Annotated in this window: 13 protein-coding genes; 7 read left to right on the top strand and 6 right to left on the bottom strand. The window is 75.2% G+C overall.

Features of this window, described 5'->3' with window-relative positions; all coding sequences use genetic code 11:
- Nucleotides 1-54: 54 nt before the first annotated feature.
- The 3 genes from GA0070613_RS11370 (at nucleotide 55) to groL (ending at nucleotide 3422) form a co-directional block, all read left to right on the top strand.
- The gene (locus GA0070613_RS11370; RefSeq protein ID WP_089012257.1) at nucleotides 55-258 is read left to right on the top strand and encodes a cold-shock protein; all 204 of its coding nucleotides are present in this window, start codon (nucleotides 55-57) and stop codon (nucleotides 256-258) included.
- A gap of 109 nt (nucleotides 259-367) precedes the next feature.
- The gene (locus tag GA0070613_RS11375; protein ID WP_089012258.1) at nucleotides 368-1522 is read left to right on the top strand and encodes a hypothetical protein; all 1155 of its coding nucleotides are present in this window, start codon (nucleotides 368-370) and stop codon (nucleotides 1520-1522) included.
- Between the two features lie 277 nt (nucleotides 1523-1799).
- On the top strand, nucleotides 1800-3422 hold the full coding sequence (gene groL / locus GA0070613_RS11380) for a chaperonin GroEL (RefSeq protein WP_089012259.1): 1623 nt from the start codon (nucleotides 1800-1802) through the stop codon (nucleotides 3420-3422).
- Between the two features lie 64 nt (nucleotides 3423-3486).
- Here groL and GA0070613_RS11385 read toward each other — a convergent pair whose 3' ends face one another.
- The 3 genes from GA0070613_RS11385 to GA0070613_RS11395 all read right to left on the bottom strand — a co-directional run bounded on the left by GA0070613_RS11385 (nucleotide 3487) and on the right by GA0070613_RS11395 (nucleotide 7255).
- Entirely contained in the window at nucleotides 3487-3729 is a 243-nt protein-coding gene (locus tag GA0070613_RS11385; protein WP_089012260.1) for a hypothetical protein, read from the bottom strand.
- Between the two features lie 93 nt (nucleotides 3730-3822).
- Complete coding sequence (locus tag GA0070613_RS11390) at nucleotides 3823-4758, bottom strand: GNAT family N-acetyltransferase (RefSeq protein ID WP_089012261.1); 936 nt, start codon at nucleotides 4756-4758, stop codon at nucleotides 3823-3825.
- Between the two features lie 61 nt (nucleotides 4759-4819).
- Nucleotides 4820-7255 (bottom strand): S8 family serine peptidase, encoded by a 2436-nt coding sequence (locus GA0070613_RS11395; RefSeq protein ID WP_089015897.1) that lies wholly within the window; start codon nucleotides 7253-7255, stop codon nucleotides 4820-4822.
- A 79-nt stretch (nucleotides 7256-7334) separates the two neighbouring features.
- Between GA0070613_RS11395 and GA0070613_RS11400 the strand changes: the two genes are divergently transcribed.
- Together GA0070613_RS11400 and GA0070613_RS11405 are read left to right on the top strand one after the other, a co-directional pair.
- Complete coding sequence (locus tag GA0070613_RS11400; protein WP_089015898.1) at nucleotides 7335-9152, top strand: glycerol-3-phosphate dehydrogenase/oxidase; 1818 nt, start codon at nucleotides 7335-7337, stop codon at nucleotides 9150-9152.
- An 86-nt stretch (nucleotides 9153-9238) separates the two neighbouring features.
- Nucleotides 9239-9763, top strand: a complete 525-nt coding sequence (locus GA0070613_RS11405; protein WP_089012262.1) for a hypothetical protein — start codon at nucleotides 9239-9241, stop codon at nucleotides 9761-9763.
- A gap of 42 nt (nucleotides 9764-9805) precedes the next feature.
- On the opposite strand, the gene GA0070613_RS11410 is transcribed toward GA0070613_RS11405, so the two are convergent.
- Nucleotides 9806-11206 carry an FAD-binding oxidoreductase gene (locus GA0070613_RS11410; protein ID WP_089012263.1) on the bottom strand — a complete coding sequence of 467 codons (1401 nt, stop codon included), beginning with the start codon at nucleotides 11204-11206 and terminating at the stop codon, nucleotides 9806-9808.
- A gap of 66 nt (nucleotides 11207-11272) precedes the next feature.
- Between GA0070613_RS11410 and GA0070613_RS11415 the strand changes: the two genes are divergently transcribed.
- On the top strand, nucleotides 11273-11590 hold the full coding sequence (locus tag GA0070613_RS11415) for a DUF4031 domain-containing protein (RefSeq protein WP_089015899.1): 318 nt from the start codon (nucleotides 11273-11275) through the stop codon (nucleotides 11588-11590).
- 80 nt (nucleotides 11591-11670) lie between these two features.
- Here the strand turns inward: GA0070613_RS11415 and GA0070613_RS11420 are convergent, their stop codons facing one another.
- Entirely contained in the window at nucleotides 11671-12306 is a 636-nt protein-coding gene (locus GA0070613_RS11420; protein ID WP_089012264.1) for an HD domain-containing protein, read from the bottom strand.
- A 118-nt stretch (nucleotides 12307-12424) separates the two neighbouring features.
- Here GA0070613_RS11420 and GA0070613_RS11425 point away from each other — a divergent pair, with 118 nt between their 5' ends.
- Nucleotides 12425-13633, top strand: coding sequence for an FUSC family protein (locus GA0070613_RS11425; RefSeq protein WP_231929753.1), 1209 nt, complete (start codon nucleotides 12425-12427; stop codon nucleotides 13631-13633).
- Nucleotides 13634-13642: 9 nt separating this feature from the next.
- On the opposite strand, the gene GA0070613_RS11430 is transcribed toward GA0070613_RS11425, so the two are convergent.
- Nucleotides 13643-14968, bottom strand: coding sequence for an aminotransferase class V-fold PLP-dependent enzyme (locus GA0070613_RS11430; protein WP_089012266.1), 1326 nt, complete (start codon nucleotides 14966-14968; stop codon nucleotides 13643-13645).
- Nucleotides 14969-14979 lie beyond the last annotated feature (11 nt).

Here is a 14979-nt window from a genome sequence, read left to right on the forward strand (position 1 = left end):
TCGGCCCCGCGTCCCGGGGGTCGAGGAACGCCGCGCAGAGTGAGGAAGTGCACCGTGGCAGAGGGCACCGTGAAGTGGTTCAACGCCGAAAAGGGCTACGGCTTCATCGCCGTCGACGGCGGGCAGGACGTCTTCGTCCACTTCTCCGCGATCGAGATGGACGGCTACAAGGCGCTGGACGACGGCCAGCGGGTCGAGTTCGAGATCGCCCAGGGCCAGAAGGGCCCGCAGGCCGAGCGCGTCCGCGTCATCGCCTGACTCCGCGCCGCCGTTTCCGCGGCATCTCCACCCCGATCGGGGGGCTGCGCTGCGGGCGCGCACCGTGGAAGATCATGAGCCGTTCCAGCATCGCCGCTGAGGAGGGTTCATGTCCGACCAGCCCCCGTCGGGTCCCGTCGATCCGGTCACTCCGACCTCACCCGGTGCCCCGCAGCCGGTCGATCCGATCCGGCCACCGGCGCCGGTCACCGACCCGCTGGCGGCACCCGGCCCGGAGGCACGGCCGGTCGTGTCCGGGCAGCACGTCCCGGCGGATCCGGTGGCACCCGCGCAGCCGCAAGGGTGGGTCTGGGGCGCCCCCGCCGGCCCGTACCCCGGCGCGCCGTACGCCGGCGGGCCCTACCCGGCCATCCCCTACCCCGGCGCGCCGTACCCCGGCTGGTACCCCGCGGGCGGCGGCTGGGATCCGAACGATCCGTTGGTCACGCCGCCGCACGCCGGCATCGGCGGCTGGTTCGCCCGCTGCACCGGCGCGCTGCGTCGCGGCTGGCGCCTGCTGGTGCCGATCATGCTGCTCACCCAGGCGGCACCGGCGGCGGTGGTCTCGGTGCTCTCCCTCGCCCTCGCCCCGTCGGGGGAGGTGGCCACCGCGCCCGACGGGGCCCCGGTCCTGCCCGACGGCTACTTCGGGGACGTGCTGACCTTCTACGTCGCGGTGCTCGCCGCCAGCCTGCTCCTCGGCCCCGTGCAGAGCCTGGGCTGGGCCGCGGGGACCTGGGTGGTCACCCGGCAGGCGGCCGACGAGCCGGTCGGCCTCGGCGCGGCGTTCCGCTACGGGCTGCGCCGGTTGCTCGGCCTCTGGGGCTGGACGCTGTTGAGCTCGCTGCTCATCGGCTTGGGCGCCTGCTTCTGCCTGCTGCCCGGAATCTACCTGGCCTTCGCGTTCGCCCTGGTCGGCCCGGTCTACCTGTTCGAGCGGGAGAACCCGATCGGCCGCTCCTTCCGGATCTTCCACCAGCGGGTCGGCATGGTGCTGGGCCGGGTCGCGCTGGTCGCCGCGGCGCTGCTCCTCGGCGCCCTGGTCGGCGTGGTGCTGGAGGCGGTCGGCCAACTGCCGTTCGGCACCCACCCGATGGACTCCCCGGGCACGGCTGCCGGCGCGGTCGGGGTGGCCCTGCTGGCGGCCGTGCTGGCCGTCCCGGTCTACCTGGCCCAGTTGGTGGGCCTGCTCGCCACCTACGCCGAGCAGCGGGCCCATGAGGGGCCGGTGAACGCCGCCCGGCTGGCGGCGGAACTCGGCTGAGCGGCGGCATCGTGCTTGCACTCGGCAAGGGAGAGTGCTAAACAGGTCATTGGCACTCGCATACCGTGAGTGCCAATGGTCGGGGCGGTAGGGCCACGGCCGCGCCGGCGTCTCGATGGCGCCGGGGTGGCACATGGCCGGTCGTCGCGGGCTGTCCGGCCCGACCGAGGAGACGTCGTCGTCGCCAGGTGGCGACGTCGCCAAGGTGCGTACACCAGGCGGCCCATCCGGGAGACACACTCGGGTGGCCCGTGAGTGTCCAGGAGGACAACGCCGTATGGCCAAGATGATCGCGTTCGACGAAGAGGCGCGCCGCGGCCTCGAGCGGGGCATGAACCAGCTCGCCGACGCCGTGAAGGTGACGCTCGGCCCCAAGGGCCGCAACGTCGTGCTCGAGAAGAAGTGGGGTGCCCCCACCATCACGAACGATGGTGTGAGCATCGCCAAGGAGATCGAGCTCGAGGACCCGTACGAGAAGATCGGCGCCGAGCTGGTCAAGGAGGTCGCCAAGAAGACCGACGACGTGGCCGGTGACGGCACGACGACGGCGACCGTCCTGGCCCAGGCCCTGGTTCGCGAGGGCCTGCGCAACGTGGCCGCCGGTGCCAACCCGATGGCCCTGAAGCGGGGCATCGAGGCCGCCGTGGCCAGCGTCTCGGAGGAGCTGTCCAAGCTCGCCAAGGACATCGAGACCAAGGAGCAGATCGCCTCCACCGCCTCCATCTCCGCCGGTGACAGCACCGTCGGTGAGATCATCGCCGAGGCGATGGACAAGGTCGGCAAGGAAGGCGTCATCACCGTCGAGGAGAGCAACACCTTCGGCCTGGAGCTCGAGCTCACCGAGGGTATGCGCTTCGACAAGGGCTACATCTCCGCGTACTTCATGACCGACCCGGAGCGTATGGAGGCCGTCTTCGACGACCCGTACCTCCTGATCGTCAACAGCAAGATCTCGTCGGTGAAGGACCTGCTCCCGATCCTCGAGAAGGTCATGCAGTCGGGCAAGCCGCTGCTGATCATCTCTGAGGACATCGAGGGCGAGGCCCTGGCCACCCTGGTGGTCAACAAGGTCCGCGGCACCTTCAAGTCGGTCGCCGTCAAGGCGCCGGGCTTCGGTGACCGCCGCAAGGCCATGCTGGCCGACATCGCCATCCTCACCGGTGGCCAGGTCATCAGCGAGGAGGTCGGCCTCAAGCTGGACGCCGTCGGCCTCGACATGCTGGGCCGCGCCCGCAAGGTCGTGGTGACCAAGGACGAGACCACCATCGTCGACGGCGCCGGTGACGCCGAGCAGATCCAGGGTCGGGTCAACCAGATCCGCGCCGAGATCGAGAAGAGCGACTCCGACTACGACCGGGAGAAGCTGCAGGAGCGCCTGGCCAAGCTGGCCGGCGGTGTTGCGGTGATCAAGGTCGGCGCGGCCACCGAGGTCGAGCTCAAGGAGCGCAAGCACCGCATCGAGGACGCCGTCCGCAACGCGAAGGCCGCCGTCGAGGAGGGCATCGTCCCGGGTGGTGGCGTCGCGCTGGTGCAGGCCGGCAAGACCGCCTTCGACAAGCTGGACCTGACCGGCGACGAGGCGACCGGCGCGCAGATCGTCAAGATCGCGCTGGACGCCCCGCTGCGGCAGATCGCCGTCAACGCCGGCCTCGAGGGTGGCGTGGTCGTCGAGCACGTCCGCAACATCGAGCCGGGTCACGGCCTGAACGCCGCCAACGGCGAGTACGTCGACCTGCTGGCCGCGGGCATCATCGACCCGGCCAAGGTGACCCGCTCGGCGCTGCAGAACGCCGCGTCGATCGCGGCGCTCTTCCTCACCACCGAGGCCGTCGTGGCGGACAAGCCGGAGAAGACCCCGGCCGCCCCGGCTGGTCCGGGTGGCGGGGAGATGGACTTCTGAGTCCAGTTCCACCGAACGCCGAAAGGGGGCGGGCCGCGTCAGCGGTCCGCCCCCTTTCCGTCCGTCACGTCGGCAGTGGCCGCTGGTTGCGTCGTTTGTTCGTCCGGTCGTACGGCGGCGGGATCCGGACCGGCTCGTCGACCGGTTGCCGGGTCTCCTCGGCGGCTGGTGGGTCGGCGCCGGCCAGCTCCGCCAGCTGCTCGGCGTCGCCGTAGTCGAGCCGGTCGAACGGCAGTTGCCCGGGGAGTTCACCGACCGGTGGCCAGCTGGCGGGCTGGTCGTCGGTCCGTTCGTCATCCGTGGTCATGGCTGCCTCCTCTACGGGCAACCGTAGGGCGCGGTCGATGACCAGCACGGGCGAACGGCATTATTGGCGTCTATATCCCTTTCGCCCTTTTAATTATCCGACCGCGTGCCCGCCGATCGCCTTCCGGTACAGGAAGAAAACCCGTTCGATCCGCGCGCCGGCGCTGCCCGAATAGAACGGCACCGGCCCCACCCAGCCGATCTGCGCCGCGCCGATCCCCGCCGCCGCCTGATCCCGCAGGCAGCGGCGCAGCAGCACCCCGCCGATGCCGGAGCCCTCCGCTGCCGGGGCCGTGCCCATCGGCCCGAACCAGCTCGGCCGGGACGAGCCGTACGCGGCGAAGCCGAGGATCTCGCCGTCCCGCTCCGCCAGGTGCGCGCCCGCGCCCGGCCGCCCCACCGAGCCGGCCAGCTCACCGTCCCAGGTGCCGCCGAAGGTGGCACGCGCGAAGGCGGCCAGCGCGGCCAGGTCCGCCGGCTCGGCCCGGCGTACCGTGACGCCCTGACCGGCCAGCCGGCGTTCGGCGGCCTCCGTGGAGCGCAGCGCCGCGGAGCCCGCCGACAGGTCCGCGGTCATGTTCCACGCCGTACGGTCCTGCCGGTAGCCGAGCCGCAGCGCGGCGCAGACTGCCGGGGTGTAGCGCACGTCGATGCCCGGCCAGGCATAGTACGGCGGGTTCCCGGCCAGCAGCAGCTCGGCCGCACCCAGCCCGGCGAGCCGCCGTTCCGCCTCGGCCAGCAGGGCCCGCCCGACACCCCGGCGGCGTTCCCGGGGCGCCACCGCCACCAGATCGACGTGCCCGAGCCGCGGGTCCCGCTGCGAGACCGACCCGACCAGCACCCCGACCAGCTCCGCCCCGCGGACCGCGCCGATCAGCAGCACCGGGCGGTCGGCCGCCGCCCGGGTGGTCAGGGCGTCCAGGACGGCCGGCGCCTCGGCGGCGTCCTCGGGCAGGTCGAGCGCCCGCCGGCAGAGGTCGACGACGGCGGGCAGGCGGTCCGGGTCCAGCTCGATGATCTCCGCGTCCATGGTCGCCGACCCTAGGGCATCCGGCGGCCCGGCGGCACCGTCGGATCGGCTCGGAGCCCGCTCACCCGGCGCGGGCGGCGCGGACGGCGGCGTACGCGTCGACCAGGCCGGCGCCGACCAGGTCCGCGTCGCCGCCGCAGCGGCGCGCGGTCGAGTCGTCGGGGCGGACCCCGGCCGGGGTGGCGGTGTCCCGGAGGATCCGCCGAGTCCGCGCCAGGTCGCCGACCAGCGCCGGGTTCGCCGACCACATCAACGCCACCACCCCCGCCACCTGCGGGGTCGCCATCGAGGTGCCGGCCAGGGTGGCGTAACCCCCACCTGGGTACGCGGACAGCACGTCCGCGCCGGGAGCCACGAGGTCCGGTTTGGTCGCCCCGCCGGCCGCCGGCCCCCGGCTGGAGAAGCGGGTGAGCTGTCGCGTCCGGTCCACCGCGCCCACGGTCAGCACGTCCGGGTACGGGGCCGGCGGGTCGGCCACCGAACCGCAGTACGGGCCGGTGTTGCCGGCCGCCGCGACCACCAGGATGCCGGCCGTGGCCAGCGCGGCGGTGGCCGGCCGGAGCGCCCCGGCGTCGCAGCCCTCGATCGGCGGGCAGCCCCACGAGTTGGTCAGCACGTCCGGCGCCCGGTCCGGCCGCCCGTCGGTGAACGGGTCCCCGCCGAACGGGAAGGGCGCCAGCATGAACTGCAGGCAGTCCAGGTAACGCGCCGGGCTGCCCAGGTTGCGGTCCAGGTTGACGCAGCCCACCCAGCGGGCGCCGGGGGCGACACCGATCCCACCCCGGCCCACCGCGCTGCCCGCCGTGTGCGTGCCGTGCCCGCCCTGGTCGTTCGGGGTACGGGTGTGCGCCCACGGGTCGTACCAGGAGTCGTCGCCGCCACGGAAGCCGGCGGCCAGCGCCGCATGCCGCCCGTCCACGCCGGAGTCCGAGGCGCCGACCACCACGCCCGAGCCGGTCACGCCCAGCTCGGACCAGACCCGGTCGGCGCCGATCAGCGAGATGTTCCAGGCCGGTCCGGCCGGCGCGGGCAGCGTGCCACGAACGGCCGGGGCCCCGGCCGGCAAAGGGCGCAGCCGCTGGCTGACCAGCACCCGGGCCACCTCGGGCCGACCGGACAGCCAGGCCCGCACCTCCGGCCCGCCGTCCGTCTCGATGGCGTTGACCAGGTAGTACGGCGTCGGGTGCAGGCGCAGCCGGGTCAGCTCCCGGCGCAGGTCCGCCTGGGTCCGGTCAGCCGTGGCCACCAACCGCCGGTAGACCTCGGCGGCCCGGGCGTCCCGGCCGGCCCGACCGGGCGCGCCGGTCGGGATGCCGCCCAGGTCGGCCTGCTCCCGGAGCACCACCAGCAGCCGGTCGCCGTACAGGCCGGGCTGCCCGGGGACCACGTAACCCACCGCGACCGCGGCGAGCAGGGCCGCGGCGGCCACCCCGGCCACCCGCCGGCTCGGCGTGCCGGCGCGCGGCCGGGCCAGCAGGACGCCGTACCCGACGGCGAGCAGCACCGCGACGGCGAACGCGGCGCCGGTCGCGACCGCGACCCAGAACGGCACGTCGCGGATGGTGGCGAGGAGCACCGTGAGCTCCTCCGGATCGGCGAGGGCGAGCGGGCCCAGCACGCCGAGCCCGACCAGCCAGCGCACCGCGGCGCGGCCGACCGGCCGGCCCGCGCGGGCGGCCGCCGCGTGCAGCGCGGCCAGCACGAAGCCGAGCGGAGGCAGCAGGAACAGGGCGGGCAGCTGCGCGCCGGACTGCCCGGCCCCGGCCGCGAGCAGCGCCAGGACGACCCCGGCGACCAGTCCGCCGACCAGCACCAGCCGGGCCGGCCGGGGCGGCGCGCCCACGGTGAACCGCGCCCAGAACGTCGCGTCGAGCAGCACCCCGGCGAGGGCGCCGAGCGCGGCGGCGGCGAGCCCGGCGAGCAGCGTTTCCAACAGGCCGCCCAGCGCGCCCAGCCAGGCCCAGGGCAGCAGCAGCGCCGACCCGGCCGCCACCGCCAGCGAAGTGACGCCGCCCGGGGACGGGCTCGCGCCGCCGGCCGCCGCCGTGGCCCGGCGACGGTCGTGCAGCCGGCCGAGGATGACCGCCAGCAGGGCGGCGGTGCCGGCCAGGGCGGCCAGGTACACCTCCTGGTGCACCGGCGGCACGGCCCGCAGCAGGGTCAGCGCGCCCAGCGCCAGCGCCGCGGCCAGCCAGATCCGGCCAACGGCCCGCACCGTCGGGGAGCGGGGGAGCAGGGCCAGCGCCAGCGTGGGCGCGCCCACCAGCAGCACGGTGCCCAGGGCGACCAGGGGCCAGGTCGGCACCGCCCGGTCCAGGCCGGCGACCAGCACCGCCTGGTCGACGGCCCAGCCGACCACCTGCCCGAGCACCGTCACCAGCGCGATCCAGCCGCCGACCAGCACCGCCGCCACCACCGGCCACGGGCCCGGCCGGTCCGGAGCGGGGGCCGGCGGCGGCACGGGCGGACCGGGGGGCGACCAGGGACTGATCTCCATGCCGATCACCGTACGGTGCGGCCCGCGCATGCCGCGGGACCGCCGGGACGGTTACCGTGGACGGGTGCGAGACCCCAACGTGTCCCGATCCGCGGCCGGCCAGCTCTCCGTCACCCGCCGCGCCGACGACCTGCGCCGGCTCCGCGCCGAGCGGTTCGACGTGCTGGTCATCGGCGGCGGGGTGACCGGCGCGGGCGCCGCGCTCGACGCCGCCTCCCGCGGTCTCAAGGTGGCGCTGGTGGAGGCGCGGGACTACGCCGCCGGCACCTCCAGCCGGTCCAGCAAGCTCATCCACGGCGGCCTGCGCTACCTGGAGCAGCTCGAGTTCCACCTGGTCCACGAGGCGCTGACCGAGCGGGGGCTGCTCGCCACCCGGCTCGCGCCGCACCTGGTGCGCCCGGTGCCGATCCTGGTCCCGCTCCCCGCCGGGCGGGGGCTGCGCGACCTGCCCGGGCGCCTCTTCCGGCGGTCCTACTACGGGGCCGGCGTGGCCGCGTACGACGCGTTCGCCGGCGTCTTCGGCGGCGGGCGCGGCATGCCGCTGCACCGGCACCTGACCCGCGAGGGCGCCCGCCGGATCTTCCCCAGCCTCCGCACCGACGCCCTGGCCGGGGCGATCCGCTACTACGACGGGCAGGTCGACGACGCCCGGCTGGTGGTGACGCTGGCGCGGACCGCGGCCAGCCTGGGCGCGACGGTGGTGACCAGCGCGCGGGCGGTCGGCCTGATCCGCCAGGCCCGCGAGGTCACCGGGGTCCGGGTCCGCGACCTGGAGGTGCCCGCCGGCTCACCCGACGCCGAGTTCGAGGTACGCGCCCGCACGGTCATCGCCGCCACCGGCGTGTGGAGCGACGACATGTCCCGGATGCTCAACGACGTCGGGCTGCGCCCCGGGGTGCGGGTCCGGGCCTCCAAGGGCGTGCACCTGGTGGTGCCCCGCTCGGCGATCACCGGCGAGACCGGGCTGATCCTGCGCACCGCCACCAGCGTGCTCTTCGTCATCCCGTGGGGTGGCCACTGGATCATCGGCACCACCGACACCGACTGGCGGCTGGACCGGTCCCACCCGGCGGCCACCGCCAAGGACATCGACTACCTGCTGGAACAGGTCAACACGGTGCTCGACCGGCCGTTGACCACCGCCGACATCGAGGGTGTGTACGCCGGACTGCGCCCGCTGCTGGCCGGCGAGGCGGACTCCACCTCCAAGCTCTCCCGGGAGCACGCGGTGGTGGAGCCGATGCTGGGGCTGCTGCTGGTCGCCGGCGGTAAGTACACGACGTACCGGGTGATGGCGTCGGACGTGGTCGACCGGGCGGTGCACCGGTTGGGCTGGACCCGTCCGTCCCGCACGGCCGACCTGCCGCTGCTCGGCGCCGACGGGTACGCGGCGACGTGGCGGGACCGGGCCGACCTGGCCCGCCGGCACGGGTTGCCCGTCGGGGTGGTCGAGCACCTGCTCGAGCGGTACGGCACGCTCACCCGCGACCTGCTGGCCCTGATCGACGCGGACCCGTTGCAGGGCTCCCCGCTCGCCGGCGCGCCGGAGTACCTGGCCGCCGAGGTGACGTACGCGGCCCGGGCGGAGGGGGCGCTGCACCTGGAGGACGTGCTGACCCGGCGTACCCGGATCTCCTTCGAGACCAGCCACCGCGGCCTGGACTCCGCCGAGCACGCCGCGGAGCTGATGGGCGCGGTGCTCGGCTGGGACGAGGCGACCCGGGCCCGCGAGGTGGCGCACTACCGGGCGCGGGTGGAGGCGGAGCGCCAGTCGCAGCTGATGCCGGACGACGTGGCGGCGGACGCGGCCCGGCTCGGCGCGCCGGACGTCCGGGGGTTCGCGGCGGACCGGGGTGTCGACGGCGACGTCGTCGAACTTCCCTCGTCCCCTCGGTAGCCGATCCGGCCGGGCACCGGTCGGCGCTCGCCGCCCGGCCGGTCGGCGGGTACCGGCGCAACCTACGGTGGGGTAGGTTGCCCTGCGTGGTTCGCCCTTCATGGTCGCGTCTCATCGTCCTTTCGGCCGGCGTCCTGCTGGGGATCGCCCTGACCGGTTGCTCGGTCTTCGACCGGGCCGAGGGGTCCACCGCTCCACCGCGCGGGACATCCCCCTCGGGAGAGGGTGCGTCGGCCCCCACCGGGCCGCGCCGGGTCTCCCTGGTCCAGAAGCTCGGCGCGGACGGCCCGGTCCGGTCGCTCGAGGTGGCGCCGGACGGAAGGTGGCAGTGTCAGGACTGCGCCGGCGACGGGGTGAACTCCACGGGCGCGCTCGCCCCGGACCAGGTGCAGCGGTTGCAGAAGATGCTGGCCGACCCCGGCCTGGCGAAGGAGACCGACGAGGCCCGCCAGTACAAGCTCGGCTGCATCGACGCGCTGGCCTCCACGCTGCTCATCCCGCCGGGCCTGGCCATCACCTCGCAGGACTGCCCGGGCGAGGACCGGCCGCCGGTCGCCGGCGAGATCCTGCTGCTGCTCACCCAGGCCACGCCGGCCGAGGTCCGCGGCTGACCGGGGTGTCGACGGTGCCACCGGCCGGGCGGGTGGGCCGGGTCAGAGCATCTTGCCGGGGTTGAAGAGGCCGTCCGGGTCCAGCGCCGCCTTGATCGCCTGGTGCACCCGGACCCCGACCGGGCCGATCTCCCGGGCCAGCCAGTCCCGCTTGAGCAGCCCCACGCCGTGCTCCCCGGTGCAGGTGCCGCCCAGCTCCAGCCCCAGCCGCATGATCTCGTCGAAGGCCCGCCGGCCGCGCTCGACGCTGGCCGGGTCGGCCCGGTCGACCACGATGTTCGGGTGCATGTTGCCGTCGCCCGCGTGCCCGACCACGCCGATCGGCACGGCGCACTCCGCGGCGATCCGGGCCACCCCGTCCAGCAGCGCCGCGAGTGAGCCGCGCGGCACCGCCACGTCGTCGATCACCAGCCCGCCGTTGCCGCCGGGGAAGGCACCCGCGGCGAACTTCTCCATCGCCGGGTGGGCCAGCCGGCGGGCCTGGAGCAGGGCCGCCGCCTCCGCCGCGTCGGTGGCCGCGTAGACCTCGTCGGCACCGGCCGCCTCGCACACCTCGGCGATCCTGGCCAGGTCCTCGGCGGCCCGGGAACCGGTGTCCACGGCGGCCAGCAGCAGCGCCTGCGCGTCGGTACGCAACCCCATCGGCCGGTACGCCTCGATGGCCGCCAGGTGGACCCGGTCCAGCAGTTCCAGCAGGCTCGGGCTCAGCCCCCGCTCGGCGATCCCGGCCACCGCCGTCCCGGCCGCCGCGGTCGATCCGAAGACCGCGACCAGGGTCAACGACTCCGCCGGTGCGGGCCGCAGCGAGACGGTGATCTCGGTGATCACCCCGAGGGTGCCCTCGGAGCCGACGAAGAGCCGGGTCAGGTCGTACCCGGCGACCCCCTTGGCGGTACGCCGGCCGGTGCGCAGCACCTCGCCGGTGGCCAGCACCACCGTCAGGCCGAGCACGTACTCGGTGGTCACCCCGTACTTGACGCAGCACATGCCGCCGGCGTTGGTGGCGACGTTGCCGCCGATGGTGGACGACTCCCAGGAGCCGGGGTCGGGCGGGTACCAGAGGCCGTGCTCGCGTACCGCCCCGGCCAGCGCCGCGTTGACCACGCCGGGCTGCACCACGGCGATCCGGCTCACCGGGTCGATCTCCAGGATCCGGTCCATCGCGACGGTGCTCAGCACCACCGCGCCGTCGACCGCGTTCGCCGCGCCGGCCAGCCCGGTCCGGGCCCCCTGCGGCACCACCGGTACGCCGTGCCGGGCGGCCGCCCGGACCACCGCGACGACCTCCTCGGTGCTGCGCGGCCGGGTGACCACGAGCGGCGTGCCGGCGGCGCAGAGGTCGGCCTCGTCCCGCTCGTGCATCCGGAGCAGGTCCGGGTCGGTCAGGACGGCGGCGTCGCCGAGCGCGGCCCGCAGGTCGTCGAGGAGGGGGGAACCGGCCATGCGGCGAAGGCTAGGCCGTCGCCAGGTGATCATCAACCGGGCGTCCGGCGCGCTACATTGGCCGCCATGCTGTATCTGGACCGGCCGACCGTGCCCTGGCGGGGCCGGCTCTGGTCGCACCTGATCAGCGACGTCTCCTACGCCGAGCTGCACGCCTTCGCCGAGGCGCTCGGCGCGCCCCGCCGCGGCTTCGACCGGGACCACTACGACATCCCCGCCGAGCGCTTCCCGATGGCCGTCTGGCTCGGCGCCCAGGTCGTGCCCAGCCGCGACCTGGTCCGCCTCCTCCGCGACGCCGGCCTCCGCCGCCCCAAGCACCTCACCCGCCCGCGTCCGCCCCGCCACTCCCGCGATCTCGCACTTCCGGCCCCGGATCTGGGCTGATCCGCCCGTTTCGCCCGAACCTCAACTGCAGGATCGCCGAGACGGGGAGGGGACGGGGGCGGGGAGGGGACGGGGGAGGGTCAACGGAGGGTTTTGAGTTCGCGGGTGAGGTTGGCGCGGGCGGGGGGTTCCCAGCGGGCGTGCAGGGCGGGGAGGCGGTAGAGGGCGGGGAGGGCGAGGAGGGCTTCCAGGACCCTCGTCCGGCCGGCGCGGAAGTCGGGGTCGGGGACGTGGGCGTACTCGCGGCGGACGGCGGCGGCGTAGCGGTCGTACACCGGTGGTGGGCTGGCCAGCACCGCCAGGTCGGCGTCGCAGAGCAGGGCGCCGTCGGGGTCGTCGGCGGCCACCGCGTGCCCGGCGGTGAGCAGCACCAGCCGGCGGACCTCGGCCACCGCGTCGGCCGGCAGCCCGGCTTCGGCGAGGAGTTCTCCCGCGAGGGCCGCGCTGGCCCGTTCGTTGGCGTCGCCGCCGGCTCGCGGGTCGTAGACCGCGTCGTGGCACCAGGCGGCCAGCCGGACCAGGTCGGGACGGCCGGTGAGCGCCGCGTGGCCGTCGACCACGTCGAGCACGGCGGTCAGGTGGTCGGCGGTGTGGTAGTGCCGGTGCGGCTCCCGCCAGCCGGCCAGCAGCCGCTCCCCGGCCCGGTCCACCCCGGCCGGGTCGGTCGCCCCGGCGCCCCGGACGGCGGCGCGCCACCGCTCGATCAGCTCTCCCACCCGGTGCAGTCTGCCGCACGGCGAGGATTCACCGGGTGTGACGCGGGTAGTCCCCGCCATGGCCGTGGCCCGGGATCGACGACCTCCGTTCCTGCGTCGTGCCGCATTGAAGGAAGGGATGGTCGACGTCGACGCGGCGCGGATCGCCGAGGCGACGGAGCAACTCAGGAACCGGAGCAAGGCCACCCTGCACGACCGGCTGCACCGGGTCCGGATGGCGATGGGCCTGGCCGTCCAGGCCGGGCTGGCCGCCGCGCTGGCCTGGATCATCTCCCACCAGGTCCTCGGCAACCCGCAGCCGGTCTTCGCGCCGATCTCGGCGGTCGGCACGCTGGCCGCGTCGGTCGGCCAGCGGCTGCGCCGGACCGTCGAGCTGATCATCGGGGTGGTGGTCGGGGTGGCCCTCGGCGACTTCCTGGTCTATCTGCTCGGCGCCGGTGGTTGGCAGTTGGGGCTGGTGGTGACCGCCGCGATCCTGCTGACCATCTTCTTCGGCGCGAGCGTGGCCGTCGTGATCCAGGCCGCCGCCACCGCGGTGCTGATCGTGACGCTCAGCCCGTCCACCCAGAACCTGGAGATACCGCGCTTCGTCGACGCGTTCATCGGCGGTGGCATCGCGTTGCTGGTGACCGCGATCCTGCTGCCGCTCAACCCGCTCCGGGTGATCAACCGGGCCGCCCGGCCGGCGCTGGACCTGTTCTCCGGGCAGCTGGACGTCACCGCCGAGGCGTTGCGCAACCGGGATCGGCAGAGCGTCCAGCGCGCCCTGGAACGGCTCCGGGAGAACAAGGACGAGCTGGCGACGTTCACCGAGGCGATCGAGGGGGCCAAGGAGACCGCCACGCTCTCCCCGGTCCGCTGGCACCGCCGCGACGAGCTGACCCACTACGCCGAGGCGGCGGACCCGATCGACCGGGCGATGCGCAACAGCGGCACCCTGATCCGCCGCTCGGTCACCATGATCGAGGACGAGGAGCCGATCCCGGAGCCGATGCCGGACGCGGTCGCCCACCTGGCCGAGTCGGTCCGCATGCTCAAGCACGAGTTCGCCGTCGGCGAGGAGCCGCAGAAGGCCCGCGAGTGCTCGCTGCGCGCGGTGAGCGAGGCCGGCCGGGCGTACGCGCAGGGGGTGGGCTTCTCCGGCAGCGTGGTGATCGCCCAGGTACGTACCACCGCCAGCGACCTGATGGTCGCCTCCGGCATCGAGCAGGACGAGGCGAACCGGCTCGTCCGGGAGGCGTTCGGCGGCGAGAAGGAACAGCCGCCGGGCGTCCAGCCCGAGGAGGACACCGCGCCGAAACCGCCGACGGCACCTCCGCTCGGGTGACCGGCCCGGTCAGCGCAGCGCGGCCAGGGCGGCGACCAGCCGGTCCACCTCCGCGTCGGTGCTGCCAAGGCCGATGCTGGCCCGCAGCGCGGTGGGCGGCAGGTCGCGCCGGCCGCTGCGCGCCGCCGCCTCGGTGAGCAGCCGCCGGGCCAGCGGGTGGGCGCAGAAGAGCCCGTCCCGGACCCCGATCTGGTGCGCGGTGGCCAGGTGGGCGGCGACCTCGGCGGAGTCCCGCCCGGCCACCACGAAGGAGACGATGCCCACCCGGGGCGCCTCGGGCGCGAAGGTGCGCAGCTCCACGACGTGCGGCAGGGCGGCGAGCCCGGCCCGCAGCCGGGCCAGCAGCCGCTGCTCCCGGGCGTGCAGCGCGTCCCGGTCGGCACCGGCGAGCGCGGCGCAGACCGCGGCGAGGGCGACCGCGCCGAGCAGGTTGGGGGTGCCCGCCTCGTGCCGGGCCGGGCCGGTGGCCCACCGTATGTCGTGGGTGGCCGCGCCGACGTGACCGGTGGCGCCGCCCCCGGCCAGGTACGGCGGGGCGGCGTCCAGCCAGTCCGACCGCCCGACGAGCACCCCGGCGCCGAACGGCGCGTACAGCTTGTGGCCGGAGAGCGCCAGGTAGTCCACGTCCAGCGCGGCCAGGTCGACCGGCGCGTGCGGGGCGAGCTGAGCCGCGTCCACCAGGATCCGGGCGGAGTGCCGGTGGGCGACCCGGGCCAGCTCGGCCACCGGCCAGCGCTCACCCGTCACGTTGCTCGCCCCGGTCACCGCGACCAGCACCGGCGGGCCGGACCGGGCCCCGGCGGCCGCCGGCGCTCCGGGCCGCGGGGTCGGCCCGTTCCCCGCGCTCACCCGGCGCAGCTCGCCGAGGGCGGCGTCCAGCGCCCGGACCGCCCCGGCGGGGCTCTCCGGCACCGGCAGCCGGACCGAGCCGCGCGGCCACGGCAGCAGGTTGGCGTGGTGCTCCCCGGCGAAGGTGACCACGGTGGTGCCGGGGGGCAACGCCCGGGCCAGCAGGTTGACCGCGTCGGTGGTGTTCCGGGTGAAGATCACGTGGTCGTCGGCGCGGGCGCCGAGGAAGTCGCCGACGGTCTGCCGCGCCCGCTCGTAGGCCAGCGTGCATCGTCGCGACAGCGCGCCGGCGCCGCGGTGCACGCTCGCGTACCAGGGAAGCAGCTCGGCCACCGCGTCGGCCGCGGCTCGCGCGCACGGCGCGCTGGCCGCGTGGTCGAGGTTGATCTGCCCCGGTACGCCGAGCACGCCGAGCGGGTCGGCGTCCGCCCGCCGGCCCGGCAGCGCGGGCAGTGCGGGCAGCGAGGGTACGAGGGTGACGGTCATGGCAGAACCTC

It is taken from the genome of Micromonospora inositola (assembly GCF_900090285.1).
GTDB lineage: Bacteria > Actinomycetota > Actinomycetes > Mycobacteriales > Micromonosporaceae > Micromonospora > Micromonospora inositola.